At 71.6% G+C, this 26041-nt stretch carries 20 protein-coding genes; 12 read left to right on the forward strand and 8 right to left on the reverse strand.

Translation table 11 applies throughout. The annotated features are described in order from the left end of the window. Positions 1 to 22: 22 nt before the first annotated feature. Genes ACWD3H_RS07405 through ACWD3H_RS07425 form a run of 5 tightly spaced genes read left to right on the forward strand, consistent with a single transcriptional unit; the run spans position 23 to position 5413 of the window. Positions 23 to 1366, forward strand: coding sequence for an ABC transporter substrate-binding protein (locus ACWD3H_RS07405; RefSeq protein ID WP_451954402.1), 1344 nt, complete (start codon positions 23 to 25; stop codon positions 1364 to 1366). 6 nt (positions 1367 to 1372) lie between these two features. After that, on the forward strand, positions 1373 to 2314 hold the full coding sequence (locus tag ACWD3H_RS07410; protein WP_451954403.1) for a carbohydrate ABC transporter permease: 942 nt from the start codon (positions 1373 to 1375) through the stop codon (positions 2312 to 2314). Then, positions 2311 to 3189: a carbohydrate ABC transporter permease gene (locus tag ACWD3H_RS07415; protein WP_451954404.1), complete on the forward strand. Its 879-nt coding sequence runs from the start codon at positions 2311 to 2313 to the stop codon at positions 3187 to 3189. The genes ACWD3H_RS07410 and ACWD3H_RS07415 overlap by 4 nt, the downstream gene beginning before the upstream one ends. Then, on the forward strand, positions 3186 to 4445 hold the full coding sequence (locus ACWD3H_RS07420; protein WP_451954405.1) for a 6-phospho-beta-glucosidase: 1260 nt from the start codon (positions 3186 to 3188) through the stop codon (positions 4443 to 4445). Before ACWD3H_RS07415 ends, ACWD3H_RS07420 begins: the two co-directional genes overlap by 4 nt. Beyond that, positions 4442 to 5413 (forward strand): N-acetylglucosamine kinase, encoded by a 972-nt coding sequence (locus ACWD3H_RS07425; RefSeq protein ID WP_355567023.1) that lies wholly within the window; start codon positions 4442 to 4444, stop codon positions 5411 to 5413. The genes ACWD3H_RS07420 and ACWD3H_RS07425 overlap by 4 nt, the downstream gene beginning before the upstream one ends. Positions 5414 to 5638: 225 nt before the next feature. Here the strand turns inward: ACWD3H_RS07425 and ACWD3H_RS07430 are convergent, their stop codons facing one another. Continuing rightward, positions 5639 to 5899 carry a hypothetical protein gene (locus tag ACWD3H_RS07430; protein ID WP_350919333.1) on the reverse strand — a complete coding sequence of 87 codons (261 nt, stop codon included), beginning with the start codon at positions 5897 to 5899 and terminating at the stop codon, positions 5639 to 5641. 468 nt (positions 5900 to 6367) lie between these two features. Here ACWD3H_RS07430 and ACWD3H_RS07435 point away from each other — a divergent pair, with 468 nt between their 5' ends. Then, complete coding sequence (locus ACWD3H_RS07435; protein WP_451954406.1) at positions 6368 to 7207, forward strand: dioxygenase family protein; 840 nt, start codon at positions 6368 to 6370, stop codon at positions 7205 to 7207. Positions 7208 to 7327: 120 nt separating this feature from the next. Here ACWD3H_RS07435 and ACWD3H_RS07440 read toward each other — a convergent pair whose 3' ends face one another. Continuing rightward, positions 7328 to 8284: a nucleoside hydrolase gene (locus ACWD3H_RS07440; protein WP_355567030.1), complete on the reverse strand. Its 957-nt coding sequence runs from the start codon at positions 8282 to 8284 to the stop codon at positions 7328 to 7330. A gap of 67 nt (positions 8285 to 8351) precedes the next feature. Beyond that, positions 8352 to 8828: an Lrp/AsnC family transcriptional regulator gene (locus ACWD3H_RS07445; RefSeq protein WP_350919324.1), complete on the reverse strand. Its 477-nt coding sequence runs from the start codon at positions 8826 to 8828 to the stop codon at positions 8352 to 8354. Positions 8829 to 8952: 124 nt separating this feature from the next. Between ACWD3H_RS07445 and ACWD3H_RS07450 the strand changes: the two genes are divergently transcribed. Beyond that, on the forward strand, positions 8953 to 9903 hold the full coding sequence (locus ACWD3H_RS07450; protein WP_355567034.1) for a pirin family protein: 951 nt from the start codon (positions 8953 to 8955) through the stop codon (positions 9901 to 9903). A 303-nt stretch (positions 9904 to 10206) separates the two neighbouring features. Then, a complete protein-coding gene (locus ACWD3H_RS07455) occupies positions 10207 to 11616 on the forward strand; it encodes a dihydrolipoyl dehydrogenase family protein (protein WP_451954407.1) in 1410 nt (469 codons plus the stop codon). Here ACWD3H_RS07455 and ACWD3H_RS07460 read toward each other — a convergent pair. Next, positions 11613 to 12080 carry a hypothetical protein gene (locus ACWD3H_RS07460; protein ID WP_451954408.1) on the reverse strand — a complete coding sequence of 156 codons (468 nt, stop codon included), beginning with the start codon at positions 12078 to 12080 and terminating at the stop codon, positions 11613 to 11615. The two genes, ACWD3H_RS07455 and ACWD3H_RS07460, sit on opposite strands and share 4 nt — an antisense overlap. A gap of 62 nt (positions 12081 to 12142) precedes the next feature. Here ACWD3H_RS07460 and ACWD3H_RS07465 point away from each other — a divergent pair, with 62 nt between their 5' ends. Beyond that, the gene (locus ACWD3H_RS07465) at positions 12143 to 15901 is read left to right on the forward strand and encodes a CHAT domain-containing protein (protein WP_451954409.1); all 3759 of its coding nucleotides are present in this window, start codon (positions 12143 to 12145) and stop codon (positions 15899 to 15901) included. 54 nt (positions 15902 to 15955) lie between these two features. Here the strand turns inward: ACWD3H_RS07465 and ACWD3H_RS07470 are convergent, their stop codons facing one another. After that, on the reverse strand, positions 15956 to 17110 hold the full coding sequence (locus ACWD3H_RS07470; protein ID WP_451954410.1) for an acyl-CoA dehydrogenase family protein: 1155 nt from the start codon (positions 17108 to 17110) through the stop codon (positions 15956 to 15958). Between the two features lie 191 nt (positions 17111 to 17301). After that, a complete protein-coding gene (locus ACWD3H_RS07475) occupies positions 17302 to 18417 on the reverse strand; it encodes a M24 family metallopeptidase (RefSeq protein WP_355561371.1) in 1116 nt (371 codons plus the stop codon). Between the two features lie 270 nt (positions 18418 to 18687). Here ACWD3H_RS07475 and ACWD3H_RS07480 point away from each other — a divergent pair, with 270 nt between their 5' ends. The 3 genes from ACWD3H_RS07480 to ACWD3H_RS07490 all read left to right on the forward strand — a co-directional run bounded on the left by ACWD3H_RS07480 (position 18688) and on the right by ACWD3H_RS07490 (position 22279). Beyond that, positions 18688 to 19860, forward strand: coding sequence for a PP2C family protein-serine/threonine phosphatase (locus ACWD3H_RS07480; protein ID WP_451954411.1), 1173 nt, complete (start codon positions 18688 to 18690; stop codon positions 19858 to 19860). A gap of 17 nt (positions 19861 to 19877) precedes the next feature. Beyond that, on the forward strand, positions 19878 to 20771 hold the full coding sequence (locus tag ACWD3H_RS07485; RefSeq protein ID WP_451954412.1) for a 5'-3' exonuclease: 894 nt from the start codon (positions 19878 to 19880) through the stop codon (positions 20769 to 20771). An 80-nt stretch (positions 20772 to 20851) separates the two neighbouring features. Continuing rightward, a complete protein-coding gene (locus ACWD3H_RS07490; RefSeq protein WP_451954413.1) occupies positions 20852 to 22279 on the forward strand; it encodes an RNB domain-containing ribonuclease in 1428 nt (475 codons plus the stop codon). Between the two features lie 55 nt (positions 22280 to 22334). Here the strand turns inward: ACWD3H_RS07490 and ACWD3H_RS07495 are convergent, their stop codons facing one another. Both ACWD3H_RS07495 and ACWD3H_RS07500 read right to left on the reverse strand, forming a co-directional pair. Further along, positions 22335 to 25064, reverse strand: coding sequence for a DEAD/DEAH box helicase (locus tag ACWD3H_RS07495; RefSeq protein ID WP_451954414.1), 2730 nt, complete (start codon positions 25062 to 25064; stop codon positions 22335 to 22337). Between the two features lie 84 nt (positions 25065 to 25148). Further along, positions 25149 to 26024 (reverse strand): diacylglycerol kinase, encoded by an 876-nt coding sequence (locus ACWD3H_RS07500; protein WP_451954415.1) that lies wholly within the window; start codon positions 26022 to 26024, stop codon positions 25149 to 25151. Positions 26025 to 26041 lie beyond the last annotated feature (17 nt).

Here is a 26041-nt window from a genome sequence, read left to right on the forward strand (position 1 = left end):
CACCCCCCAGGAGGCAGCCGTCGTGCACCGACGCTTTCTCACCCTCGCCCTCGCCACCCTGACAGCCGCCGCTCTGACCGCCTGCACCGCGGGCACGGAGGGCGCACCCACGCTCGGCTCGCGCCCCAAGCCCTCAGGCTCGGCCTCCGCCACCCTGCCGGCCTCGGCCATCGAACTGTGGCACGGATTCTCCGCGCCCGGCGAGGTCAAGGCGTTCGAAGACGCCATAGCCGGATTCCGTACGAAATTTCCCCAGATAACCGTCAAACTGGTCAAGGGCGTCCAGGACGAGCAGATCACCCAGGCGGTGCGCGGCGGGAAGGCCCCTGACGTCGCCTCCTCCTTCACCACGGACAACGTGGCCCAGTGGTGCCGCAGCGGAACGTTCCAGGACCTCACTCCGGTGATCGAACAGGACGGCATCGACCTGTCCGTACTGCCCGAGGTCTCGCGTTCCTACACCGAGTACGAGGGCAGGCGGTGCGTGATGCCCCTGCTCGCCGACGCGTACGGGCTCTACTACAACAAGGCCCTGATGAAGGGCTCCGCGCCGCCGAAGACGCTCTCGGAGCTGACCGAGCTGACCAAGAAGCTCACCGTCCGCGACGCGGAGGGCAACATCAAGGTCGCCGGATTCATCCCGAGCTTCTCGTACTACGAGAACTCCGCCTCGCACCTCGCCCCGATGGTCGGCGCCACCTGGTACAAGCCGGACGGCACCTCGGCGATCGGCTCCGACCCGGCGTGGAAGGAACTGCTGCGCTGGCAGAAGGAGCTCGTCGACTGGTACGGCTACGACAAGCTGGAGAAGTTCCGCAAGAGCCTGGGCCAGGAGTGGTCGGCCGACCACCCGTTCTACAAGGGCAAGGTCGCCATGGTCCTGGACGGCGAGTGGCGCAACGCCATGATCGCCAATGAGGCCGCGGACCTCGACTACGGCACCGCACCGCTCCCGGTCTCCGACACCAAGCCCGACCTGTACGGCAGCGGCTTCACCGCGGGCACCGTGATCGGCGTGCCCAAGGGCGCCAAGAACCCGCAGGCGGCCTGGGAACTGGTCAAGTATCTGACCACCGACACCTCGGCACTGGTCACGCTCTCCAACGCGTTGCGCAACGTGCCGACCACCAAGGCCTCACTGGAGTCGCCCGACCTGGACAAGGACCCGAACTTCCAGACCTTCCTCGACATCTTCGCCCACCCGAAGACGAGCACGGTCCCGGCGAACGTCAACAGCGCCTTCAACCAGGACACGGTGCAGGAGTTCCTCGGCCGGTGGGAGAAGGGGACGCTCACCGACCTCGACGCCGAACTGGCCAAGGTCGACAAGCGTCTCGACGACAAGCTGAAGCTCTCCGGGGGCTGAGCCTCGATGAGCATCGTCCACGCGGCGCCGCCCAGGTGGCGGCGCCGTGAGGGCCTGGTGGCCCTCCTTTGGATATCGCCCTGGCTGGTGGGGTTCGCGGTGTTCTTCGCCTACCCCCTCGCGGCGACCGTCTACTTCTCCTTCCACCGCTACGACCTGTTCACCCTGGAGTTCGTCGGCCTGGACAACTACCGCTACTTCCTGGTGGACGACCGGGCCTGGGTCTCCATCAGGAACACGCTCTGGTTCACGGTCTTCATGGTCCCCGCCCAGGTGATCTTCGGGCTGGGCGTGGCGCAGCTGCTCACCCGCCTCAAGGCGGGGGCCGGTTTCTTCCGCACCCTCTTCTACCTGCCCTCGCTGGTCCCGGTGGTGGCCGGGACCGTCTCCTTCGTGTTCCTGCTGAACCCCTCGGGTCCCTTCAACCAGTTCATCGAACTCTCCGGGATCACCGCACCCGACTGGTTCGGCGACCCGAACTGGGCCAAACCCGGCCTGACCCTGCTGGCCATGTGGGGTATCGGCAACACCATGATGATCTTCCTCGCGGCCCTGCTCGACGTGCCCAAGCATCTGTACGAGGCCGCCGCGATCGACGGGGCCGGCGGGTGGCGGCAGTTCAGGAGCATCACGCTGCCGACGATCTCGCCGGTGCTGATGTTCTCGGCGGTCACCGGCGTCATCTACGCCCTGCAGTACTTCACCCAGGCGATGATCGCCTCCCGGGTCGCCGCCGGGGTCACCGACTCCCCCGGCAGTGCCTTCGTCCCCGGCTACCCCGAACTGTCGACGCTGACGCTGGCCCAGTGGCTGTTCCACGTGGGCTTCCGCGACTTCAGCATGGGCTACGCCTGCGTGCTGGCCCTGCTGCTGTTCGCGGTCTCCACGCTCTTCACCCTCGTCCTGCTCCGCCGGTTCCGCGCGTTCGACCAGGGAGCGGACCGGTGACGACCCTGGCCATGAAGCTCGCAGCGCAGGGTTCCCCCGCGCGCGGCCCGCGTACCCGCAGGGTCCTGTACTGGATCGCCACCCACGCCATCGCCGTGGCGCTGTCGCTGATGTTCGTCGCTCCGCTGGTGTTCGTGGCGCTGACCGCGCTCATGAGCACCGACCAGACTCTCACCGGCGACCTGTGGCCGGACACCTGGAACTGGGGCAACTTCGCCGAGGTGTTCACCAGGTCGCGGCTGCTGGCCTGGCTGGGCAACACGTTCCTGTACGCCGGGCTCGGCACCGCGTTCATGCTGCTGTCGTCGATCCCGGTGGCCTACGCGATGGCCCGCTTCCGCTTCCGCGGGCGCAGACTCGCCTTCCTCGCGGTCATCACGATGATGATGCTGCCGCCACAGGTCGTCGCGGTCCCCGTCTACCTCATCTGGGCGCGCCTGGACCTCACCGGCACGCTGTGGCCGCTGATCCTGCCGATGCTGTTCGGGGACGCCTTCTCGATCTTCCTGCTCCGGCAGTTCCTGGTCACGATCCCCAGGGAGTACACCGAGGCCGCCCGCGTGGACGGGTGCTCGGACTTCCAGACCCTGATCAGGGTGATCCTGCCGATGGCGCGTCCGGCGATAGCGGCGGTGGGTCTGTTCCAGTTCTTCTACTGCTGGAACGATTACTACGGTCCATTGCTCTACGCCCAGATAAACGAGGAAAACTGGACGCTCTCCCTCGGGCTGGCGTCCTTCCGGGCACTGCACAGCGTGCAGTGGAACCTCACCATGGCGGCGACCCTGCTCGTCATGGCCCCGGTGATCATCGTGTTCTTCTTCGCCCAGAGGGTCTTCATCGAGGGCGTCACGCTGACAGGAGTAAAAGGGTGAAACTCGCCGTTGTCGGGGGCGGCTCGACGTACACGCCGGAGCTGATCGACGGGTTCGCGCGGCTACGCGACGAGCTTCCACTGACCGAGATCGCGCTGGTCGACCCGGACGTCCGCCGGCTGGAACCGGTGTCCGGCATGGCGCGCCGGATGCTGGCGCGGGCCGGGCATCCGGCCGCGGTCGTCGCCACCACCTCCGTCGAGGAGGGCGTCGCCGGGGCGGGGGCGGTCCTGCTGCAACTGCGCGTCGGCGGCCAGGCCGCGCGGGACGTGGACGAGACCCTGCCCCTGGAGTGCGGCTGCGTCGGCCAGGAGACGACCGGGGCGGGCGGGCTGGCCAAGGCGCTGCGCACGGTACCGGTGGTGCTGGACATCGCCGAGAAGGTCGCAAAGCACGCGCCCGACGCCTGGATCGTCGACTTCACCAACCCCGTCGGCATCGTCACCAGGGCGCTGCTGGAGGCCGGGCACCGGGCCATCGGCCTGTGCAACGTGGCCATCGGCTTCCAGCGCCGCTTCGCCGCGAACCTGGGCGTCGCCCCCGAGCGGATCTCCCTGGGCCACGTCGGCCTGAACCACCTCACCTGGGAGCGGGCCGTCCACCTGGACGGAGTCGACGTGCTGCCGCGGCTGCTGGAGAGCCACGGTGCGAAGATCGCCGAGGACGTCGGCCTGAGCGCCGCGCTGATCCGGCACCTGGGCGTGGTCCCCTCCTACTACCTGCGCTACTTCTACGAGCACGACCTGGTGGTGGCCGAGCAGCGGACCAGGCCGTCGCGCGCGGCCGAGGTCTCGGCGATGGAGACGGCGCTGCTGGAGATGTACACCGACCCGGCCGTGGACACCAAGCCGGAACTCCTGGAGAAGCGCGGCGGGGCCTTCTACTCGGAGGCCGCGGTGGCGTTGATCGCCTCGCTGGTCGGCGACCGCGGCGACACCCAGGTGGTCAACCTGCGCAACGACGGCACGCTGCCGTTCCTGCCCGACGAGGCGGTCATCGAGGTCCCGGCCACGATCACCGCGGCGGGCGCGACCGCGCTGCCGGTGGACCCGGTGGAGCCGCTCTTCGCCGGGCTCATCGCCCACGTCACGGCGTACGAGACGCTGGCGCTCGCGGCCGCGCTGCACGGCGGCGAGGACCGCGTCGCCGACGCGCTGCTGGCCCACCCGCTGATCGGGCAGGCCGCACTCTCGAAAGACCTGGCCCGGCGCCTGATCGAGGCCAACCGCGGGCACCTGTCCTGGGCGAACGCGTGAGGACGGTCCTGGCCGTCGACGGCGGCAACAGCAAGACCGACGTCGCGCTGGTCGGCGAGGACGGCTCGGTCATCGCCACCGGGCGCGGCGGCGCCTTCCAGCCGCAGACCGCGGGGGTGGGGGCCGCGATCGACGTGATCGGCGACGCCGTGCGCTCCGCGCTCGGCGAGGGGGCGAGGACACCGTACGCCGACCACGTGGCCGCCTACGTGGCGGGCGCGGACCTGCCGGTGGAGGAGGACGCGCTCCGCGCGGAGATCCTCCTGCGGGGGTACGGCACGGAGGTGACCGTCGGCAACGACACCTTCGCGCTGCTGCGCGCCGGGGCCTCGGGCCCCGCGGGCGTGGCCGTGGTGTGCGGCGCGGGCATCAACGCGGTGGCGGTCTCCCCCTCGGGGGAGGTGGCGAGATACCCGGCCCTGGGGCGGCTCACCGGCGACTGGGGCGGTGGTCTCGGCCTCGGCGAGGAGGCGCTCTGGCACGCCGTACGCGCCGAGGACGGCCGGGGTCCCGCCAGCGCGCTGACCTCCGCGATCCGCGGGCACTTCGGCACCCGCACCGTCGAGGAGGTGTCCCTGGCCATCCACTTCGGCGAGCTGCCCTACGGCAGACTGAACGAGCTGGTACCGGTGCTGATGGCCGTCGCCGCCCAGGGTGACGGGGTGGCCCGCTCGCTGGTGGCGCGGATGGCCGAGGAGGTCGTCGTGCTCGCGGTGGTCGCGCTGCGCCGCCTGGACCTGCTCGCCGTGCCGATGGAGGTGGTCCTGGGCGGCGGCGTGCTCACCGCCCGCGACCCGCTGATGAGCGAGCTGCTCGAGCGGGGCTTCGCCGAGCGGGCCCCGCAGGCCAAGCCGATCGTCGCCGACGTCGCCCCCATCATGGGTGCCGCCCTCCTGGGGCTGGACGCCCTCGGCGCCACCGAGGAGGCCAGGGCCCGCCTGCGGGCCCACTTCCACGCCCTGACCTGAGACGCGCCCGGCTCACCCGCCCCCTCCCGGAGATCGGTCCTCTCCCCCGGCGTCGCATCCAGGTGCGGAGTTCGGTGAGAGGGCCGCCGGGTACCGGCTGCGGAGGCGGTGCTCCCCGCGCACGGTGCGGTCACGGGCGTCTCCGCCCCGGGCCGTCCGGGAGAAGGTGATCGGGAAGCCCCTCGTCCCCGCGTGCGGTGCGGTCGCCTCTCCCCTGACCAGCCGTTACAGGTACTGGCCGGCTTCGGCTCCGTCCGTCTTCGACACCCGCACCGACACCACGTTGGCCAGGTTGACGACCATGCCGATCATCTCGGTCTCGAAGCCGTATCTCACCTGGGTCAGCACCAGGCTGCGCCGCTCGTCCAGAGCACGGGAGATCGCCTCCACCGCCTCGGACTCCCCGTCGAAATCCCCGCTCGTCACGGAGACGTCCTCACCCCCCACCGGGTGGAATCGGATGATCAGTACATCGTTGTCAGGCACAGCCGGCTCCTTTCGCCAGTGTCCACAGGAAGTACCTGCCCAGCGTCGAACGCTGTAGACAACCGTCGCCACCCGGGCTTCACGCGGAGGACCCGGCCGTCGCGGAGGCGCCCCGTTCCCATGCGGTGAAACGGAGATATCCGCGAGGTGAATCACCCCATTGGAATTTCGCCGGTCATGTCATCCCATTCGTGTCATAAATATTTGGTATGACGTGGCGAAAGCCTTATTCGGGCGGCCCTCACCTGCATGATTATTACCACGGTAGCCATATGGCAAAGTTATAGAAACATGGAGGGTATTGCGGCCTCACGTCCAATGTCAGCCTTGTGCACGTCCAGGCTGCCAGGTCCCGCCGGTTCCCCGCGGCGGTGTCGCACGGTGCCGGTTTCGACCGGCCGCCCCGGCGCCGCACGCGTTCGACAGGTCGCGTCCAGGCACGTCCCCCCGGAGGCCAAGGAGGCCATTGTGGACGCCGAGAACACCCACCACCAGAATACCGGCAGCGAGAGCGGGGGCATCAGCCGCAAGACCCTGCTGAAGGCCGCTCTCATCGCCCCGATCCCGCTGCTGGTCGGCCAGGCCCCCGTGCTGGCCCGCGACGCGCAGCGGACGGACGGGCTGCTCGACCCCACCCCCTTCTGCGACGACGGCGACGACCCGACGATCGCCCAGACCGAGGGCCCCTATTTCAAGCCCAACTCGCCACGGCGCACCTCACTGGTCGGGCCCGGCACACCGGGCGTCCCGCTGACCGTCAGCGGCTACGTGTTCGGCCGCTCGTGCCAGCCGATCGCCAACGCGCTTCTGGACTTCTGGCAGGCGGACACCAACGGCGCCTACGACAACAGCGGATTCGGCTTCCGCGGGCACCAGTTCAGCGACGCCCAGGGCGCGTTCAAGCTGACCACGATCGTTCCGGGCCTGTATCCCGGACGCACCCGGCACATCCACGTCAAGGTCCAGGCCCCGAACCGGCCGGTGCTCACCACCCAGCTCTACTTCCCGAACGAACCGCGCAACAACACCGACACGATCTTCGACCCGTCACTGGTCATGACCGTGCGCACGGTCGGCTCCGGCAGGGAGGCGACGTTCGACTTCGTGCTCAACATCGTCGGCACCCCGTCGCCCAGCCCGACGCCGACCACGAGCCCCCCGCCGGGCGGGACGTGGCAGGCCGGAACGAACTACAAGGCCGGCGACCAGGTCACCTACGGCGGCGTGACCTACCGCTGCCTCCAGGGGCACACGGCCTACTCCGGATGGGAGCCGCCGAACGTACCGGCCCTGTGGCAGCGCGTCTGACGCACCGACCGGCCGACGTGACCGGCGCCCCCACCTCCGCTCGTGGACGTCGTGTCGCCGTGGCCCGGGGGCCCGGTCCGGCCTCTCCCCGGACCGGGCATCCCGCCCGAGGTCTCCCGGTCAAAGTCCGACGCGCTTCTCCCGGCGTTCGATCGACTCCGCGACCCGCGCGTAGACGGCCAGCAGAAGGTCCCAGAAGCGGCCGACGTCAAGCGAGGTGCCGACCAGGGCGTTGGGGGCGCGGCCCCGGAGGTTGAAGTCGGTCACGGTCATCCCCGAGGTGAAGCGGCCCGCCGTCTCGACGTCGACGACCGCGGGTTCCAGGGTGATCAGCGACGGGTCGATCAGGTGGGCGACCGCGCAGGCGTCGTGAATCGCGGGCCCGTCGTCGGCGGTGATCATGCCGTAGAACCGCACGCACGGGATGAGCAGGTCGGTGCCGAGCCTGCCCATGGCCGCCATTCTGGCCGCCACCGCCTCCGTGGTCATGGCGGCACGGCTCACGTCAAGGCCGATCATGGTCACCGTCCAGCCCGCGCCGAAGACGATCGCGGCGGCCTCCGGATCGGCGGCGATGTTGAACTCGGCCGCCGGGGAGAAGTTGCCCCGGGTGTACGACCCGCCGAGGATGGTGAGCCCCCGCGCCCAGTCGACGATCCTCGGTTCCCTGAGCACCGCGAGCGCCACGTTGGTCAGCGGGCCGATGGCGACCAGGGTCACCTCGCCCGGGTCGGCCCTGAGCGTCTCGACGATGAAGTCGACGGCGTGCCCGGCGGCCGGCGGGAGCGTCGCCGGAGGCAGCAGCGCGTCCCCGAGACCGGAGCCGCCGTGCACGTCGGCCGCGTCCACCCGGGCGCGCAGCAGGGCGCCCGCACTGCCCGCGGTGACCGGTACGTCGCCGAACCCCAGGAACTCGCGGAGCCGCAGCGCGTTGTCCGTGGTCCTGGCCAGGTCGACGTTGCCGCCGACCGTGGTGATCCCCAGGACCTTCAGGTCGGGGCTCCCGTGAGCGAGGGCGAGCGCCAGGGCGTCGTCGATCCCCGGGTCACAGTCAATAATGATCTTCCTAGCAGACACCCGTTCAGCTTGGATTAACTACCCCATGTCCGGCAAATCGGTACTTAGTAACCTGCGCCCGCGGGGCTCAGGCGCGCTCGTCGGGCTTACCGGCCTCCGTACCGGCCGGCTCCGGGGGACGGTGCTCGTACGGCGTGCTGAGCACGACCGTGGTGCGGGTGGAGACGTTGGCGGCGGTGCGGATCTGGTTCAGCAGTTCTTCGAGCGCGATCGGCGAGGCCACCCGGACCTTGAGGATGTAGCTCTCGTCCCCGGCCACGCTGTGGCACGCCTCGACGGCGCTCAGGTGGGCCAGCCGTTCCGGGGCGTCGTCGGCGGCGGCCGGATCGATCGGCTTGATGGACACGAACGCGGTGAGCGGCAGCCCGATGGCGTCGTAGTCGACCAGCGCCGCGTAACCCCGCAGCACCCCGCGCTTCTCCAGCCTGCGCACCCGCTGGTGCACCGCCGACACCGACAACCCGGTCTCCCTGGCGAGATCGGTGAAGCTCATCCGGCCATCCCTGGCCAGCAACGTGACGATACAGCGGTCGATCTCCTCCATCCCGTAAACGGTAACGGCACCGGAGAGCACACGCATCGCCCGGATGTCACGGCACGGTCCCAACCCACGGGCAATCTCGCGACCCGGTTCCCGTGGCGGCCGGATCAGCACGTACAGTCGCGAAATGAGCAACCTGGAAACGGATCCGCGGGAGTCGGCGTGCGGTGGCCTCGCGGACGTGGTGGCGGAGCCGGTGACCGAAGTGCTGGCCGGCAGGGATGTGGTGCTGGGCGGCCCGCGGGCGATGAAGGTCACCAGAACCCTGCCGAACCGGGACATCAGAATGGTCGGCGCCTGGTGCTTCGTCGACCACTACGGCCCGGAGAAGACGACGATGAGCGTCCCCCCGCACCCGCACACCGGGCTGCAGACCGTCAGCTGGCTCGTGGAGGGCGAGATCCTGCACCGCGACAGCGTCGGTAGCGAGCAACTGATCAGACCGGGCCGGCTCAACCTGATGACCGCGGGACGTGCCATCTCCCACTCCGAGGAGTCGGCCGCCGAGGCCGCCCTGCACGGGGTCCAGCTGTGGGTGGCGCTCCCCTCCGCCGCCCGCGAGACGGCTCCGGCCTTCGAGCACCACCCGGTGCTGCCCGAGCTGACCCTGCCGGGCGCCAGGGTGACCGTCATCATGGGCGAGCTGGGCGGCGTCACGTCACCGGCGACGGTCCACACCCCGCTGGTCGGGGCCGAGGTGAGGCTGGAGGCCGGCGCGGCGATCTCCGTCCCGCTCCGTCCCGGCTTCGAGTACGCCGCGCTGGCCCTGTCCGGCACCGTGCGGGTCGACGAGACGGACCTGTCCCCCGGGCCGCTGCTCTACCTGGGCAGCGGGCGTTCGGCGCTGGCCATAGGGGCCGAGGATGCCGGTCGGCTGCTGCTCATCGGCGGCGAGCCGTTCGAGGAGCGGATCGTCATGTGGTGGAACTTCGTCGGCCGCAGCCACGAGGAGATCGCCAGGTTCCGGCAGGAGTGGATGGAGGGCGAGGAGTTCGGCACGGTGCCCGGCGGCGCCGCCCCGCTGCCCGCTCCCGAGCTTCCCCTGACCGCCCTGAAGGCTCGCGGACGCCGCCGCTAGCGACCGGCCCCGACCCCGCGCGGGACGTCCCGCCCGTCGCCAGGCCCCGTCCCTCGCCAGGCCCTGTGCCGCGCCCCTGGCCCGCGGCTCTTGCCGTGGCGGGGACCACCGGTCAGGCCGCGCCTCTCGACGCGGGGGGAGGGAGCCGCGGCGATCGACGACAAGGCGGCGAGAGGGCGAGGCCCCGCGCCTCGCCGGAGCCACGCACGTGGCTCCGGCCCGGACCGGAGGGTGCGAAGCTGATACGACCCGCGCCACGGGAGCGGCGCGGGCCCATGACCGGTTCTGCCTGGGAGGTAAGTCGTGTCCGACGAGTTCGACGTGGTGGTTGTGGGCGCGGGCCCGGCGGGCGAGAACGTCGCCGACCGCGCGGTCAGGGGAGGGCTGACCGCCGCGATCGTCGAGAGGCACCTGGCCGGCGGCGAGTGCGCGTACTGGGCGTGCATCCCCAGCAAGGCACTGCTGCGCCCGGTGGAGCTGGCCGCCGAGGTCGCCCGGGTACCGGGCCTGACACTGGGCCCGATCGACACCGCCGCCGTGCTCGCCCGGCGCGACGAGGCGGTGTCCCACCTGGACGACAGCGGCCAGGTCGAGTGGATCAGGAGCGTGCCCGTGGAGTTCGTCCGCGGCCACGGGCGGCTGGACGGCCCGAGGCGGGTCGCGGTGACCGCGCAGGACGGCTCGGTCCGCACGCTGACCGCCAGGCACGCGGTCGTGCTGGCCACCGGCAGCGGTGCGGTCGTCCCGCCGATCCCCGGCCTGGCCGAGGCCAGGCCGTGGACCAGCCATGAGGTGACGGCGGCCAGAAGCGTCCCCAGGCGGCTGGCCGTGCTGGGCGGCGGCGTGGTGGCCTGCGAGATGGCCCAGGCCATGCACGGACTCGGCGCGAGAGAGACGACGGTGCTGGCACGCGGCGGACTGCTCGGCAGGATGGAGCCGTTCGCCGGGGAACTGGTGGCCGCCTCGTTCACCGGGGCGGGCATCACGGTGCGTGAGGGCGTCCAGGTGACGAAGGTCGAGCGGCCCGGGCCGGGGGGCCCGGTCACGCTCCACCTGTCCGAGGGCCCGCCCGTCGAGGCGGACGAGCTGCTGGTGGCCACCGGCAGGCGCCCCGCCACCGGCGACCTGGGCCTGGAGAGTGTCGGCCTGGAGGCCGGGCGCTCGGTGGAGGTCGACGACAGCATGCGCGCGACCGGCGTCCCCGGCGGCTGGCTGTACGCGGTGGGCGACACCAACGGCCGCGCCCTGCTCACCCATATGGGCAAGTACCAGGCACGGCTGTGCGGCGACGTCATCGCGGCGCGGGTCAAGGGCGAGCCCGACGACCTGCCGGGAATGCGCGACGTGGCGGACGGCTACGGCGCGCCGCAGGTCATCTTCACCGACCCGCAGGTGTGCGCGGTCGGCCGGACCGAGGCACAGGCCCGCACCGAGGGGTTCGACGTCCGCGTGGTCGAGTACGACCTGGGCAGGGTGTCGGGAGCCTACCTGCAGGGCGACGGCTACCGCGGCATGGCCAAGGCGGTGGTGGACGAGCGGCGCCGCGTCCTGCTGGGGGTGACCTTCGTCGGCCCGGCCGTGGGCGATCTGCTGCACGCCGCGACGATCGCCGTCACCGCCGAGGTGACCCTCGACCGGCTCTGGCACGCGGTGCCGTCCTTCCCCACGGTCAGCGAGATCTGGCTGCGGCTGCTGGAGACGTACGGGCTCTAGCGGGGTTGTGCCGGAGGCTCCGGCTCGGGCGGGGTGTCCCCGGTGATCTCGTCGACCCGCAGAGCACCCCGGGGAGGGGCGTCCACCTCGTGGCAGACCCACACGCGGTGCGCCCCGTCCCAGTAGACGACGCGCCACCCCGGCTCCGCCGGGGGCAGCCTCAGGGCTCGGAGCGCCGCCGCCGCGTCGGCGGGAAGGTCTGCGGGCAGTCGCACGATCGTTTTCGAGCCCTGGTCGGCCAGCGTGACATGACCGGCCTCGGCGATCGAGGTCCTGGCGCGTTCGCGGCTCTCACCGGAGAGGAGGTCCCGGATCCTCGTGTACAGATCCTCTCCGGCCTTGGTCGCGACCGCCTGGAGGAACGGCAGCAGGGCCGACCCGGCGAGCGCTCCGAGCAGCATCTCGGTCACACCCCGCTCGGCCGGATCCCCGCCGGGGGACATGGGGGAACTCTGCTCTCTCACGAAGTCAATCTTGGCCGATCTTCCGCCGTCGCGCACTCTTGGAAGATCGGAGAGGAGACGGTGTGGAGATCACCATCCAGGACGTCCTGACGCGCCTTGGCGGCATCATCAACGACGGCCGTCCGGATCAGGTGCTGAGCCCCTGGACGAGTGCCGCCGCCGCGGAACTGCTGTACAGGTCCGGCAGCTGGCTCCGCGACCACGAGGGACTGCCACCGCGGGAGACCGCCGTGCTCCTCTACGCGACCGGCATGCTGTACGGCGCCAGATACCGGGCGAGCGACCGCGGCTCCGCGGACCTCGCCATGGACTCACCGGACTTCGTGGCCATGTTCGTCCTCCTCGACCTCTCCGATCTCTGCGGGCTCACGGTGCCGGAGCAGGTCCTGCCGTTCATCCAGCACACGCGCCGGAGACGCCCCGGCCATCGTGACCGGCTCCTCGGGGTGCTTCACCCGGACGGCGGCTCGCTGCGCCTTTTGCCGACCGAGGACGAGAGGATCGCGCTGGGCCGGCTGCTCCTCATGGTGGCGAAATCGCTGACGCCCGAGGGCGACCCGATGCTGCCGGCCCTGATGAGGGAAATCTCCTGGTACGCGATGGAGTGGTGCGCCTCGACGGGTGAGCGGGACGCCCTCGACGAGGCGGTGGAGACCGCCCGGCGGGCCGTCACCCTGCTCCCCTCCGGCAGCCCCGAGACGCCCGAGTACCTGAACGCCCTGGGTTTCGCGGCGGCGAACCACTTCGACGTCTCCCGCGACCTACGGCTCCTGGAGGAGGCCGCCACGGCCTTCCGGCGGTCATGGGCGAGCGCCCCGCCCGGCAGCCGGGAACGACTCAGCTCCACGCTGGGTCTCTGCGCCGTCCTCCATCACCGTTTCCTGCACGGCGGTGACCCGTCCGTGATCGCGGAGGCGATCGATGCGGGCCGGCTCGCCCTTGAGGCCTGCCCTCCGGGCGATCCCGCGGAGGCCGCCGTGTTCCAGGCCTACGGCGGGGTGCTGTCCGAGTCCTCGATGAGAACCGGGGACGGGGCCGAGCTACGGGAGGCGGCCACGCTGTTGCGCCGGGCGGCCGCGTTGCTCCCTCCCGAAGCTCCCGAGCGGGTGGCGTGCCTGAAAGATCTCGCCATGACGCTGCGGAACCTCTACGTCCTCGCCGCCGACGGGCCTGCGCTGAACGACGCCGTCCACGCGGCGCGAGAGGCCGTGGCGCGTGTCCGCGCCGAGGATCCGATCCGGGCGGCCTGCTTGACGACCCTTGGAAGCGTTCTGGAGGAGGTGTACCTGCGCCACGGTGACGACGCGTCGCTGGCCGAGTCGGTCGCGTCGCTGCGGGAGGCGGTGGAACTGCTCGGGGACGAGCCGTCGAAGGACCTGGTCATCGCCCGGAGCGCGCTCGGCAGCGCGCTGCGGAACCTGGCCATCCGCACCGGGGACGAAACGGCCCTGGAGGAGGCGGTCGTGGCGCTGCGCGCGGCGTCCGGCGGCCTGAATCCCGGTGATCCGCATCACTCCTTCATCGTGCCGCGGCTCGCCATGTCGCTGACGATGCGATTCGCCGAGCGAGGCAGTGAGGAGGACATCGAGGAGGCGGTGCGGATCGCCCGCGAGGCACTGGAGATGTTTCCCCTCCGGTCGGCCGGCCGTTACACGGTTCTCCCCACGTACGCGCAGGTCATCCTCATCCGTTCCGCCTACCTCGGCGACCTGTCCGCCTTCCCCGAGGCCGCCGACGCGCTTGAGGAGAGCATCGACGCCGTTCCGCCCGGGGCCTCGGGACGGGCCCTGCATCTGGACCTGCTCGGCACGGTCCAGCTCCTCCGCTTCCAGGCGAGCGGCGACGCCACCTGCCTGAACGAGGGCATCAGACGGAAGCGCCAGGCGGTCGCCGAGACCGACCCCGCCATGCGGGACACTCCCCTGCTGCTTTCCGGGCTCGCCTGGGCGCTCAGGATCAGGTTCGACCACACAGGCGAGCGGCCCGCGCTGGACGAGGCCGTCGAGCTCTGCCGGGCCGCGGCCGCCGCTGCTCCCCCGGGGGACGCGCAGCGGCAGGCGGGGCTCAAGGAACTCGGGCAGACCCTCCTGCGCCGCGCACAGCTGACCGGCGATCCCGGCGAGCTGGCCGAAGCCATCCGCCTGCTGCGCGAGGCGGACGACCCCATCGGCGTCGGCGACGCCATGACGGAGCGATTCACCCGGAGCGGCGATGCCGCCGATCTCGACGAGGCGCTGCGGACGCTGCGAGAGGTAGCGCGGTCCCCCAGCGGGAATCTGTCCGACCGGCTCCGCGCGAGCTGGAAATGGGGTCAGGCCGCGGCCGACCACGGGCGCTGGGAGGAGGGCGCGGACGGGTTCGCGGCAGCCGTACGGCTGCTTCCCCTGGCCACCACCCGCAGGCTGCCCAGGGCCGAGCAGGAACGCGTGCTCGGGAGCAACGCCTACTTCGGCCTGGACGCCGCGGCGTGCGCCCTCCATCAGGGGCAGCCGGTCCGGGCGCTGGAACTGCTGGAGTACGGCCGGGGCCTGCTGTTCGCCCAGTCCCTGGAAACCCGTTCCGACCTGGGTGAGCTTGAGGAGCGGGCACCGGAGCTGGCGCTCCGCGTGCGGCGGTTGCGCGGCCTGCTGGATCAGGAGCCCTCCGTCCTCGGCACCGCCATGGCCGGCGGCCTCACCGCCGAGCACCGCTGGCGCCTGGCGGCCGAGTGGGAGGAGGCGCTGCGGGCGGTTCACGCGATGGGCCTTCTCGTGCCCCCGCGTGGCGAGGATCTGATCGCCACCGTGGGCGAGGACCCCGTGGTGGTCGTCAATGTGAGTCCCTACCGCAGCGACGCCCTGATCGTGCGGAAAGACGGCGTCGATTCCGTCCACCTTCCCCTCCTGGACCGCGACAGGTCGTTCCAGCACGCCATACGATTCCGCCTGGCCGTCGAGGGCACCGTGGACATACGCGTCGCCGAGGAGACGCTGAGCTGGCTGTGGGACGCGGTCGCCGCGCCGGTCCTCGACGCCCTCGGCCTCACCGGACCTTCCGCGCCCGGCGGGCCCGCTCCCCGTGTCTGCTGGTGCCCGACCACCGCTCTCTCGTACCTTCCGCTGCACGCGGCGGGGCGGCCGGGGGAACCGGGCGTGCTCGACCACGTCGTGTCCTCGTACACCTCCACGCTGCGAGCCCTGCAGCACGCCCGCCGGCAGCCGCCGGCGCCTCCACGTCCGCGCCGTCCCCTGGTCGTGGCCGTCGACCGCACACCGGGGATGAGCGACCTGCCCGCCACCGTCAAGGAGGCCGAGCGGATCGCGCACCGGATTCCCGGGTCGGTCCTGTTGGGAGCGGTCTCCCGCGAGCGGCTGCTGGCCGCGCTCCCCGATCACGCCTGGCTGCACTTCGCCGGTCACGCCTACGCCGATCCGCACCGGCCGTCCAGGAGCCACCTGGCCCTGGGGCACGACCGGCTCGGTGTTCTGGACATCGCCCGGCAGGACCTGCCCCACGCGGAGCTCGCCTACCTCTCGGCATGCCACACCGCCGCCCCGACAGGCAGGATCGCCGACGAGGCGATCCACCTGGCGTCGGCCTTCCAGCTCGCGGGCTACGAGCACGTCATCGCCACGCTGTGGGGGATCAGGGACGATGTCGCCGCGCAGGCGGCCGACCACGTCTACGCCCGGCTGGATCCCGGCGTCCCGCCCGGCGCCGGCGTCGCCGACGCCGTCCACGGTGCGAGCCTGGCCCTTCGCGAGCGATACCCCGGCCGGCCGGACCTGTGGGCCGCCATCATCCACACCGGCCCCCAGAACTCCGGTGGCGCCTCGGGGTGACGACCGGGATCCCCTCCGCCAGGGCCTGAGCTCACCGCCCGGCCGGTCGGGACGTCACGCCCGGTCGCTCCTGGCGAGGGCGCGGGAGATGACGAGGCGCTGGACCTGGTTGGTGCCCTCGACGATCTGCAGGACCTTGGCCTCCCGCATGTAACGCTCGACCGGGAAGTCCTCCACGTAGCCGTAGCCGCCGAGGACCTGGACCGCGTCGGTGGTGACCTTCATGCACATGTCGGTGGCGAAGAGCTTCGCCATCGCCGCCCGCGTGCCGTAGGGCCGGCCCGCGTCGCGCAGCCGGGCGACGTCGAGGTAGAGGGCGCGGGCGGCGGCGATCTGGGTGGCCATGTCGGCGAGCATGAAGCCGACGCCCTGGAAGTCGACGATCCGCGAGCCGAACTGGCGGCGCTCGGCGGCGTACGCGGTGGCGGCCTCGAAGGCGGCCTGCGCCACGCCGACGGCGCAGGCGGCGATACCGAGCCTGCCGCCGTCCAGCGCGGCCATGGCGATCCTGAAGCCCTCCCCCTCGGCGCCCAGCAGCGCCTCCGGCCCCAGTCGCACCCCGTCGAAGCGGACCTGGGCGGTCGGTGACGACCTCATGCCCATCTTCCGCTCGGGCGCGCCGAACGACAGCCCCTCCGTCCCCGCGGGCACGTGGAAGCAGGAGATGCCGCGCGCGCCGTCGGCCGAGGTACGGGCCATCAGCGTGTAGAAGTCGGCGGCGCCGCCGTGGGTGATCCAGGCCTTGACCCCGTCGACCGTGTAACCGTCCTCGCCGGAAACCGCCCGGGTCGCCAGCGCGGCGGCGTCGGACCCCGACTGCGGCTCCGACAGGCAGTAGGCGCCCAGCCACTCACCGCCCAGCATCCGGGGAAGCAGCGCGGCGCGCTGCTCGGCGGTGCCGTAGGCGGCCACCGGGAAACACGACAGGGTGTGAACCGACAGGCCGAGCCCCACCGCCAGCCAGCCGGCCGCCAGCTCCTCGATCACCTGCAGGTAGACCTCGTACGGCTGTGCCGCCCCGCCATGCTCCTCGGGGTAGGGCAGGCCGAGCAGTCCCGCGCGGCCCAGCGTGGTGAACACCTCCCGGGGGAAGCGCTCGGCGGACTCGTCGGCCGCGGCCCGGGGGGCGACCTCCTTGCCGATCAGGTCGCGGACCAGGTCCAGCAGGTCATGGGCGTCACCGGTCGGCAGAACGCGCTCAACGGTCATCTGAATCCTTCCAACGTGGAGACCCCTCCCCTGGGCTCGGGGGGAGGGGATCGCATCCGCGTGCTCCAGGTCCTGGCGCGGACGACGAAGGTGGGTGGCCGGGGTCGCCGGCCACCCCGATTCTGGCACCCGCCGGACGATCGCGGCTCCCCCCCGGGGCGCGACCGGACAGGGGCCTGCCGGGGCACCCGTCAGACGACCACAAGCTCGCGAGTGCGGTGGTTGACCCGCTCGCCGCCCTCCTCCGTGCAGATGAGAATGTCCTCGATGCGGGCGCCGTGTGCCCCGGGCAGGTAGATGCCCGGCTCGACGGAGAAGGCGAAACCGGGCGCCAGCGGCTCGGCGTTGCCCGCGACGATGTAGGGCTCCTCGTGGGTCTCCAGGCCGATGCCGTGGCCGGTGCGGTGGATGAAGTAGTCGCCGTACCCCTCGGCCGCGATCACGTCTCGCGCGGCGGCGTCGATCGCCTCGCACGGCACCCCGGGACGCACGGCGTCGCAGGCCGCCTGCTGGGCGTGCCTGAGCACCTCGTAGTACTTCAGGAAGCCCGCCGGAGGCTCGCCGATGGCATAGACGCGGGTGGAGTCCGAGCAGTAGCCGCCGGGCATCTGACCCCCGATGTCGACCACGATCGGCTCGCGCTCCCTGACGATCCGGTCCGACAGCTCGTGGTGCGGGCTGGCGCCGTTGGGACCGGAGCCGACGATGACGAAGTCGACGGTGGAGTGCCCGGCCGCGATGATCGCCTCGGCGATGTCCCTGCCGATCTCCCGCTCGGTCCTGCCGGCCCGCAGGAAGCCGGGCACCTGGGCGTGGACGGCGTCGATCGCGGCGCCCGCCTCGCGCAGCGCCGCCACCTCGGCCGGGCTCTTGCGCATCCGCAGCCCGCGCAGGACCGTCCCGGCGAGCACCTGCTCGGCTCCGGGGATCGCATCGCGCAGGCGCAGCGACTGCATCGCCCACATCCGGTCGGCGAGGCCCACCTTTCCAACCGCGCCCAAACGCCCGCCGACGACCGCGTACGGGTCGTCGGTCTCGTCCCAGGGGACGAACTCCACGCCGAGCCTGGATGCCGGAGAGCGCTCGGCAGCGGGCAACTCCAGGCGGGGCACCATCAGGAACGCCTCACCCACGACCGGGAGCACCAGGCAGGTGAGCCGCTCCAGCGGCAGCGCCTCATAACCGGTCACGTAACGCAGGTCTGGGCCTGGCGTGAGCAGCAGCGCGTCGAGCCCGGCGGTGGCGGCGGCCTCGCGGGCGGCCTCCAGGCGGGTCACGGGATAGAGATCAGAGGACTCCGTCGTCACACCGACCAATCTAATCCCGGGCGGAGCGGCGATGCATCCGGGAGCGGCCCCGGGACCGAAACTCAGGAAAAGGAAGGTACGACGACAGCCCCGCCACTACAATCCGTTGAAGTACGATCACATTTTGTTGGCAAAATGTCCGCAAAGCCATACATTCCGAGAGCGAGCTACATGGTCGGCGTAGTGGGCGGCCACCAGCCCCCCCTCCACCCACGAAACGACCAAGTGACCGGTTCGGCTCCGTCGATCGCCGCTGAGATGGCGCAGCGGTTGCCAGACGAACCGGACGAGCACATGGCCGTGGAGCGGCAACTCCTCAACACCCGCCTGGCGCACGCGGAACGCCTGGGCGATATGGGCTGGACCGAGTGGAATCTTCAGACCGGAGAGTCCACCTGGTCCGATCAGGTGTACACCATATTCGGCCGAGATCCCGGCGACGGCCCGATTCACCTGCGCGATCTGGCCGGCCACGTCGAGGCGACCGATCGTCCCGACCTCGACCTGCGTCTGTGGTCCGTCATGCACCGGGCCGAGCCCGGCGAGGTCGAGTTCCGCATCCGCCGCCGCGGCGAGCTCCGCCACCTTCGCGCCGTACTCGACCCCGTCGTGACCGGCGGTCACGCCGCCGTGCACGGTGTCGTCCAGGACATCACCTGCCGACGTCGCGCCGAGCGCATCATGGCCGAGTCGCGGAGCAAGCTGCTGCGGGTCCGCGAGCAGGCCGAGCAGGAACACCACATGAGCCTCGCGCTACGCGAGGCGATAATGCCCGGCCTTGGAGAGACCATCGACCTGCCGCACGCGCGCATCGCGGTCCGCTATGTGGCGGCGGACGCCAAGCCCAGCCTCGGCGGCGACTGGTACGACGCCGTTCCCCTGCCCGACGACAGGGTGCTGCTGGCCATCGGCGACGTGGCCGGGCACGGGATGCCCGCGATCTCCCAGATGGCCCAGCTGCGGCACGCCCTGGTCGGCCTCGCGATGACCGGCCACTCCCCCGACCGGCTGCTGGCCTGGCTCAACGACTTCGTGCTGCACCGGATGCCGGAGACGACGGCGACCACGATCGTCGGTCACCTCGACCCGGCCACCAGGATGTTCACCTGGGGACAGGCCGGGCACCCGGCACCGATCCTGGTCCGCGAGGGGACCGCCACCCAGCTCGACCCGCCCGCCGGGGTGCTGCTGGGCGCCACCCCCGACGAGCCGTACGAGCTGGCCGGGGTCGAGCTGCGGGAGGGCGACCTGCTGCTGCTTTTCACCGACGGGCTGGTGGAGCGGCGCACCCGGGACATCGACGAGGGCCTGGCGCTGACCATGGAGGCCGCGGCCCTGCTGAGGGGGGATCCGAACGACGGGCTCGATCAGCTCATCGAGGTGATCGGCGGCCCCAATCCCGAGGACGACACCTGCGTTCTGGCCATCGGGGTGCTCGGCTGATTGGTTAAATGGTCGCCATGCCCGGCCTGATGCTTCTTGACACCCCGTCGCTGTACTACCGCGCCTTCTACGGGATTCCCGAGTCGATGACCTCGCCCGAGGGCATGCCCGTCAACGCGGTGCGCGGCGTCATCGACATGATCGCCATGCTGGTCCGCCGGCACTCTCCCCACGAGCTCGTGGCCTGCATGGACGCCGACTGGCGCCCCGCCTTCCGGGTGGCGGCCATCCCCACGTACAAGACCCACAGGGTCGCCGAGGACGGTGCCGAGGAGACTCCGGACACGCTCGCCCCGCAGGTGCCGGTGATCGAGCAGGTGCTCGACGCGGTGGGCATCGCCCGCATCGGCGTGCCCGGCTACGAGGCCGACGACGTGATGGGCACGCTCACCGCACGGGCGAGCGGCCAGGTCGACGTCGTCACCGGCGATCGCGACCTGTTCCAGCTGGTCGACGACTCCCGGCCGGTCCGCGTTCTCTACACCGCCAGAGGGGTCAAGAACCTCCAGCTGGTCGACGAGGCCGCCGTCGCCGAGAAGTACGGCATCCCCGGCCGCTCCTACGCCGACTTCGCCACCCTGCGCGGCGACCCCAGTGACGGCCTGCCGGGCGTGCCGGGGGTGGGCGACAAGACCGCGGCGGCTCTGATCACCCGGTTCGGCTCGCTGGAGGCGCTGCTGCGCGCCGTCGACGGGGACGGCGACCTGACCTCGGGCCAGCGTGCCAGGCTGTCGGCCGCCCGCGACTACCTGCGGGTGGCCCCCGAGGTGGTCCGGGTCGCCCGCGACGCGCCCCTGCCCGAGACCGACCTCACGCTCCCGACCAAGCCCCGCGACCCGGACGCCCTGGCGGCGCTGAGCGAGCGCTACGGCCTGGGCGGGCCGCTGGAACGCCTGACCTCCGCGCTCTGACCCACCCGCCGAATGTCCGATCTGACCATTTCGCCCTAGTCGGTGGGGCGGGACCGCCGCAAGCCGGTAGGTTGCTCCCTGTGCCTCACAAGAGCATCCGGGTACCCGGAGAGTCCCATCCCCGGCTCGACGACGGTTTCGAACGGATCCGCCGTGAGATGAAGCTGCCCGAGGGGTTTCCCCGGGCGGCGGTCGACGAGGCCGAGTGGGTCGCCGAGGTGCCCGCCCTGCCCCGGCTGGACCGGACCGACCTGCCACTGATCACCATCGACCCTCCAGGGGCGATGGACCTCGACCAGGCCGTGCACCTGGAGGAGCGGCCCGGCGGCTACCGCGTCTGGTACGCCATCGCCGATGTCGGGGCGTTCGTCAGGCCCGGCGGGGCGATCGACACCGAGGCCCGCACCCGGGGCGAGACGGTCTACATGCCCGACGGGCGCGTGCCGCTGCACCCGCCCCTGCTGTCGGAGGCCGCCGCCAGCCTGCTGCCGGGCGTGACGCGGCCCGCCGCGCTGTGGTGCGTCGACCTCGACGCGGAGGGCCGGATCATGGGCGCGGACGTGACCAGGGCGCTGGTGCGCAGCCGCGAACGGCTCGACTACGACTACGCGCAGGCCGCGATCGACACCGGCACCGCCGACGGCACGCTGCGGCTGCTGGCCGAGATCGGCCGGCTCAGGCTCGCCCTGGAGCGGGCCAGAGGCGGCGTCACGCTGCCCACCCCCGACCAGGAGGTCGTTCCGGACGGGGACGGCTACCGGCTGGAGTTGCGCGCCCCGCTGGAGGCCGAGGCGTGGAACGCGCAGATCTCGCTGCTGACGGGCATGGCCGCCGCCTCGATGATGCTGGACGCGGAGATCGGCCTGCTGCGGGTGCTGCCGCCCGCCCCCGCCGAGAGGGTCGCCCAGGTCCGCAGGGTGGCCGCGGCACTCGGCGTGCCCTGGCCGGAGGGTGCCGGGTACGGCGACGTCGTGCACGCCCTCGACCCGAAGATCCCCAAGCAGGCCGCGTTCCTGCAGGAGTCGACGGTGCTGCTGCGCGGCGCCGGCTACGTGGCCTTCAACGGCGAGCCCCCCTCGCAGGCGGAGCACGCCGCGGTGGGCGCGCCGTACGCGCATGTGACCGCGCCGCTGCGCCGGCTCATCGACCGCTACGCCACGGAGATCTGCCTGGCCATCGCGGCGGGCGAGCCGGTGCCGCAGGACGTCCAGGAGGCCATGGACGAGCTGCCGGAGATCATGCACGCCACCGGGCGGCGCGTGAACGGCGTCGAGCGGGCGTGCGTGGACCTGGTGGAGGCCTTCGTGCTCCGTGAGCGGGTGGGCCAGACGTTCGAGGCGGTGGTGATCGACGTGGCCGAGGACCGGCCGTGGGGCCAGGTGCAGCTCACCGATCCGGCGGTGGTGGCCCGCTGCGACGGCGAGGGGCTCGGGCTGGGCAGGAGCGTGCGCGTGCGGCTGACGCGCGCCGACCCGACCACCCGCGAGGTCCGCTTCAGCCTGGCCTGATCGCGCCTCGTCCGGGAAACCGGCCGTACCCGGTACGCCCCCCGCACGGCCCGGCTCAGGCCAGGGACGAGTAGGCCACCACCCCGCGACGCAGCGCGTCCATCGCCTTGCTCGCGTTCTGCTTGACCTTGCTCCCGCCGGGGGCGGCATTGGAGATCTGGCCGAGAAGGTCGAGCAGCTGCTTCATCCAGCGTACGAAGTCTCCCGCGGCCAGCTCCGCGCCACCGGCGCCGTCTCGGAGCACGGAGTCCAGGGTGTGACCCCTGGCCCAGCGGAAGGCCGCCCAGGCGAAGCCGAAGTCGGGCTCCCTGATGAACGACAGCCCGTGGTCGCTCTCGATCGACTCCAGCTCACTCCAGAGACGGACCATGTCGGCCAGCGTCTGCTGCGCGCCGCCCGCGGGGATCCTGGGCTGGCGGGCGTCGTCGGCCTGCCTGGACTCGAAGACCAGCGAGGAGACGCACGCGGCCAGCTCGGCCGGGTCCAGGTCGTTCCAGAGCCCGGCGCGCAGGCACTCGGCGGTCAGCAGGTCCAGCTCGGTGTAGAGCTGGGCCAGGCGGCGGCCCTCGGTCGTGACGCTCTCACCGTCGAGGTAGCCGAGCTGGTCGAGCACCCCGCAGACCTTGTCGAAGGTGCGGGCGATGACGTGGGAGCGGCCCTCGACCCGGCGGCGCAGCCCCTCGGTCTCGCGGAGCAGCTTGTGGTAGCGCTCGGCCCAGCGGGCGTGGTCCTCGCGTTCGTCGCACCCGTGGCAGGGGTGCCGGCGGATCTCCCGGCGCAGGCGGGTGATCTCCTCGTCCTCGGCGGCGTGGTCGCGTGCCCTGACGGGCTTGCCGAAGTCCCGGTCGCCGATCTTGGCGTGTACCGAGGAGACCAGGTTGGCCCGCTCCTTCGGTGAGCGGGCGTTGAAGTTCTTCGGGATGCGCAGACGCTCGACCGGTTCGACCGGGACGGGGAAGTCGGCCGGCGACAGCTTCTTGACCTGCTTGCCGATGGTCAGCACCAGCGGGGACGGGCCCTCGCCCCGGGAGTTGAGGCCGGGGTCGAGAACGACGGCCAGGCCGGCGCGGCGCCCGCCGGGAATCCTGATGATGTCGCCGGGCTTGAGCGCCTCCAGCGAGCGCAGCGCCTGCGTCCTGCGGGCCGCGCCGCGCTGGCGTGACAGCTCGGCCTCCCTGTCGGACAGGGCCCTGCGCATCGCGGCGTACTCCTCGAAGTCGCCCAGATGGCAGGTCATCGCCTGGCGGTAGCCCTCCAGGGCCTCCTCGGCCCGGCGCACCTGCTTGGCGATGCCCACCACGGCCCGGTCGGCCTGGAACTGCGCGAACGAGGACTCCAGCAGCGTCCTGGCCCGCTCCCTGCCCACCTGGCCGACCAGGTTGACCGCCATGTTGTACGAGGGGCGGAAGCTGGAGCGCAGCGGGTAGGTACGGGTGCTGGCCAGGCCGGCGACCTGGAGGGGATCGGTGCCCGGCTGCCACTGGACCACCGCGTGGCCCTCCACGTCGATGCCGCGGCGCCCGGCTCGCCCGGTGAGCTGGGTGTACTCGCCGGGGGTGAGGTCGGCGTGGGTCTCGCCGTTCCACTTGTCGAGCTTCTCGATCACCACGGAGCGGGCGGGCATGTTGATGCCCAGCGCGAGGGTCTCGGTGGCGAACACGGCCTTGACCAGGCCGCGGGTGAACAGCTCCTCGACGACCTCCTTGAAGGCCGGGAGCATGCCCGCGTGATGGGCGGCCAGGCCTCGCTCCAGGGCGTCGCGCCACTCGAGGTAGCCGAGCACGGCCAGGTCCTCGTCGGGCAGGTGCGCGGTGCGCTCGTCGACGATCTGGCGGATCTCGTGGCGCTCGGCGTCGGTGGTGAGCCGGATGCCGTCGTGCAGGCACTGCATGACGGCGGCGTCGCAACCGGCCCTGGAGAAGATGAACGTGATCGCGGGCAGCAGGGCGTCGGCGTCCAGTCGCTCGATGGCCGCGGCCCGGTCCGGCGGGCCGTTCCTGCGGGGCCGCGGGTAGCCGCGGCGGCCCCTGCCGTACGCCTGGCGCTCCTCGTCCCTGGCGATGCGCAGCAGGTTGGGGTTGATCTGGGGGCGACGGTCCTCGTCACCGGTGACGAACAGGTCGTAGATGCGGTTGCCGACGAGCATGTGCTGCCAGAGCGGGACCGGGCGGTGCTCGTCGACGATGACGCTGGTGTCGCCGCGGACCTCTCCCATCCACTCGCCGAACTCCTCGGCGTTGCTGACCGTGGCGGACAGGGCGACCAGCCGCACCGACTCGGGCAGGTGGATGATCACCTCTTCCCAGACCGCGCCGCGGAACCGGTCGGCGAGGTAGTGGACCTCGTCCATGACGACGAAGCCGAGCCCCGTCAGGGTGCCGGAGCCGGCGTAGAGCATGTTGCGCAGCACCTCGGTCGTCATGACGACGATGGGAGCCTCACCGTTGACGCTGTTGTCACCGGTGAGCAGGCCCACCTTGGTCGCGCCGTACCGCCTGACCAGGTCGTTGTACTTCTGGTTGGACAGCGCCTTGATCGGGGTGGTGTAGAAGCACTTGCGGCCCTCCGCCAGGGCCAGGTGCACGGCGAACTCGCCCACGACCGTCTTTCCCGAGCCGGTGGGTGCTGCCACGAGGACCCCGTCGCCCGCCTCCAGTGCCCGGCAGGCGTCGATCTGGAAGTCATCCAGCTCGAAGTCGTACAGGCCGCGGAACGAGGTCAGCGCCGGCCCACTCTCAGCCTGGCTCTGACGGAAGGCAGCGTATCGTTCCGCCGGGGTCGTCATACCTCCCAGCCTACCGATATCGGGATTCCGGTCCGTCCCCCCTTTTTACCCGGCGATCCGGCCGATCGCGCGGACGGAGCGGCCCTAAACGAGGACCGCCAGCGCTCCGGGAACGACCTCGCAGGTCAGCGGGGTGGGACCGACCCGCTCGCCGTCGGCGTAGGCGATCAGTCCGGGGGCCTCCACCCGCACCTTTCGGGCGCGGTGCATGGTGACGGCGGGGTGGCTCGCGTGCGAGCCCCGATAGACGCGGGGAAAGGCGCGCAGGAACTCCCCCCGGGGGACGGCGCCGAGGATCGTCACGTCCAGCAGGCCGTCGTCGGGCACGGCATCGGGGCACACGCGCATGCCCGCGCCGTACGAGCGGGTGTTGCCGACCGCGACCAGCATGGCCTCCCGCTCGACGATCTCACCGTCCAGGTCGATCCGGAACGGGATGGGCCTGAAGGAGCGCAGTTCCTCGGCGAGCGCGACCAGGTATCTGGCCATGCCGGGCGGCCAGGTCATCCGGTTGGCCCGCTCGTTGACGCGGGAGTCGAAGCCGCAGGCCACCACCCCGGCGAACCACTCGTCCTCGCCCACCTTCGCGGCGTCGACGGTGCGCACCCGCCCGCGCAGCACGGTGTCGGCGGCGGCCAGGGGTGCCTTCAGCGGGATGCCGAGCGCGCCCGCGATGTCGTTGCCGGTGCCCACGGGGATGACGCCCAGCGGCACGCCACTGCCCGCGACCGCCTGCAGTGCCAGGTGGACCAGGCCGTCACCGCCGAAGGCCACCAGCGCCTCCGGTTCCTCTGCGACGGCCAGGCAGGCGCGGTCCAGGGCGTCGGCGGCGGAGTCTCCGAGGATCACCGAGACCTCGCGACCCCCCTGCCGCAACCGGTCGAGCACCGGGGAGAGCAGTCCCCGTGAACGGCCGCCACGGGCGGCGGGATTGACGAGGACTGCGATCTCTGCGGGCACAGATCGGAACTTATCCC

It is taken from the genome of Streptosporangium sp. NPDC002607, assembly GCF_053592655.1.

Coding starts and splice junctions, on each gene's coding strand:
- ACWD3H_RS07485 (WP_451954412.1), top strand. CDS start 19,878: ATGCCCGGCCTGATGCTTCTTGACACCCCGTCGCTGTACTACCGCGCC.
- ACWD3H_RS07450 (WP_355567034.1), top strand. CDS start 8,953: ATGAGCAACCTGGAAACGGATCCGCGGGAGTCGGCGTGCGGTGGCCTC.
- ACWD3H_RS07495 (WP_451954414.1), bottom strand. CDS start 25,064: ATGACGACCCCGGCGGAACGATACGCTGCCTTCCGTCAGAGCCAGGCT.
- ACWD3H_RS07470 (WP_451954410.1), bottom strand. CDS start 17,110: ATGACCGTTGAGCGCGTTCTGCCGACCGGTGACGCCCATGACCTGCTG.
- ACWD3H_RS07445 (WP_350919324.1), bottom strand. CDS start 8,828: ATGGAGGAGATCGACCGCTGTATCGTCACGTTGCTGGCCAGGGATGGC.
- ACWD3H_RS07410 (WP_451954403.1), top strand. CDS start 1,373: ATGAGCATCGTCCACGCGGCGCCGCCCAGGTGGCGGCGCCGTGAGGGC.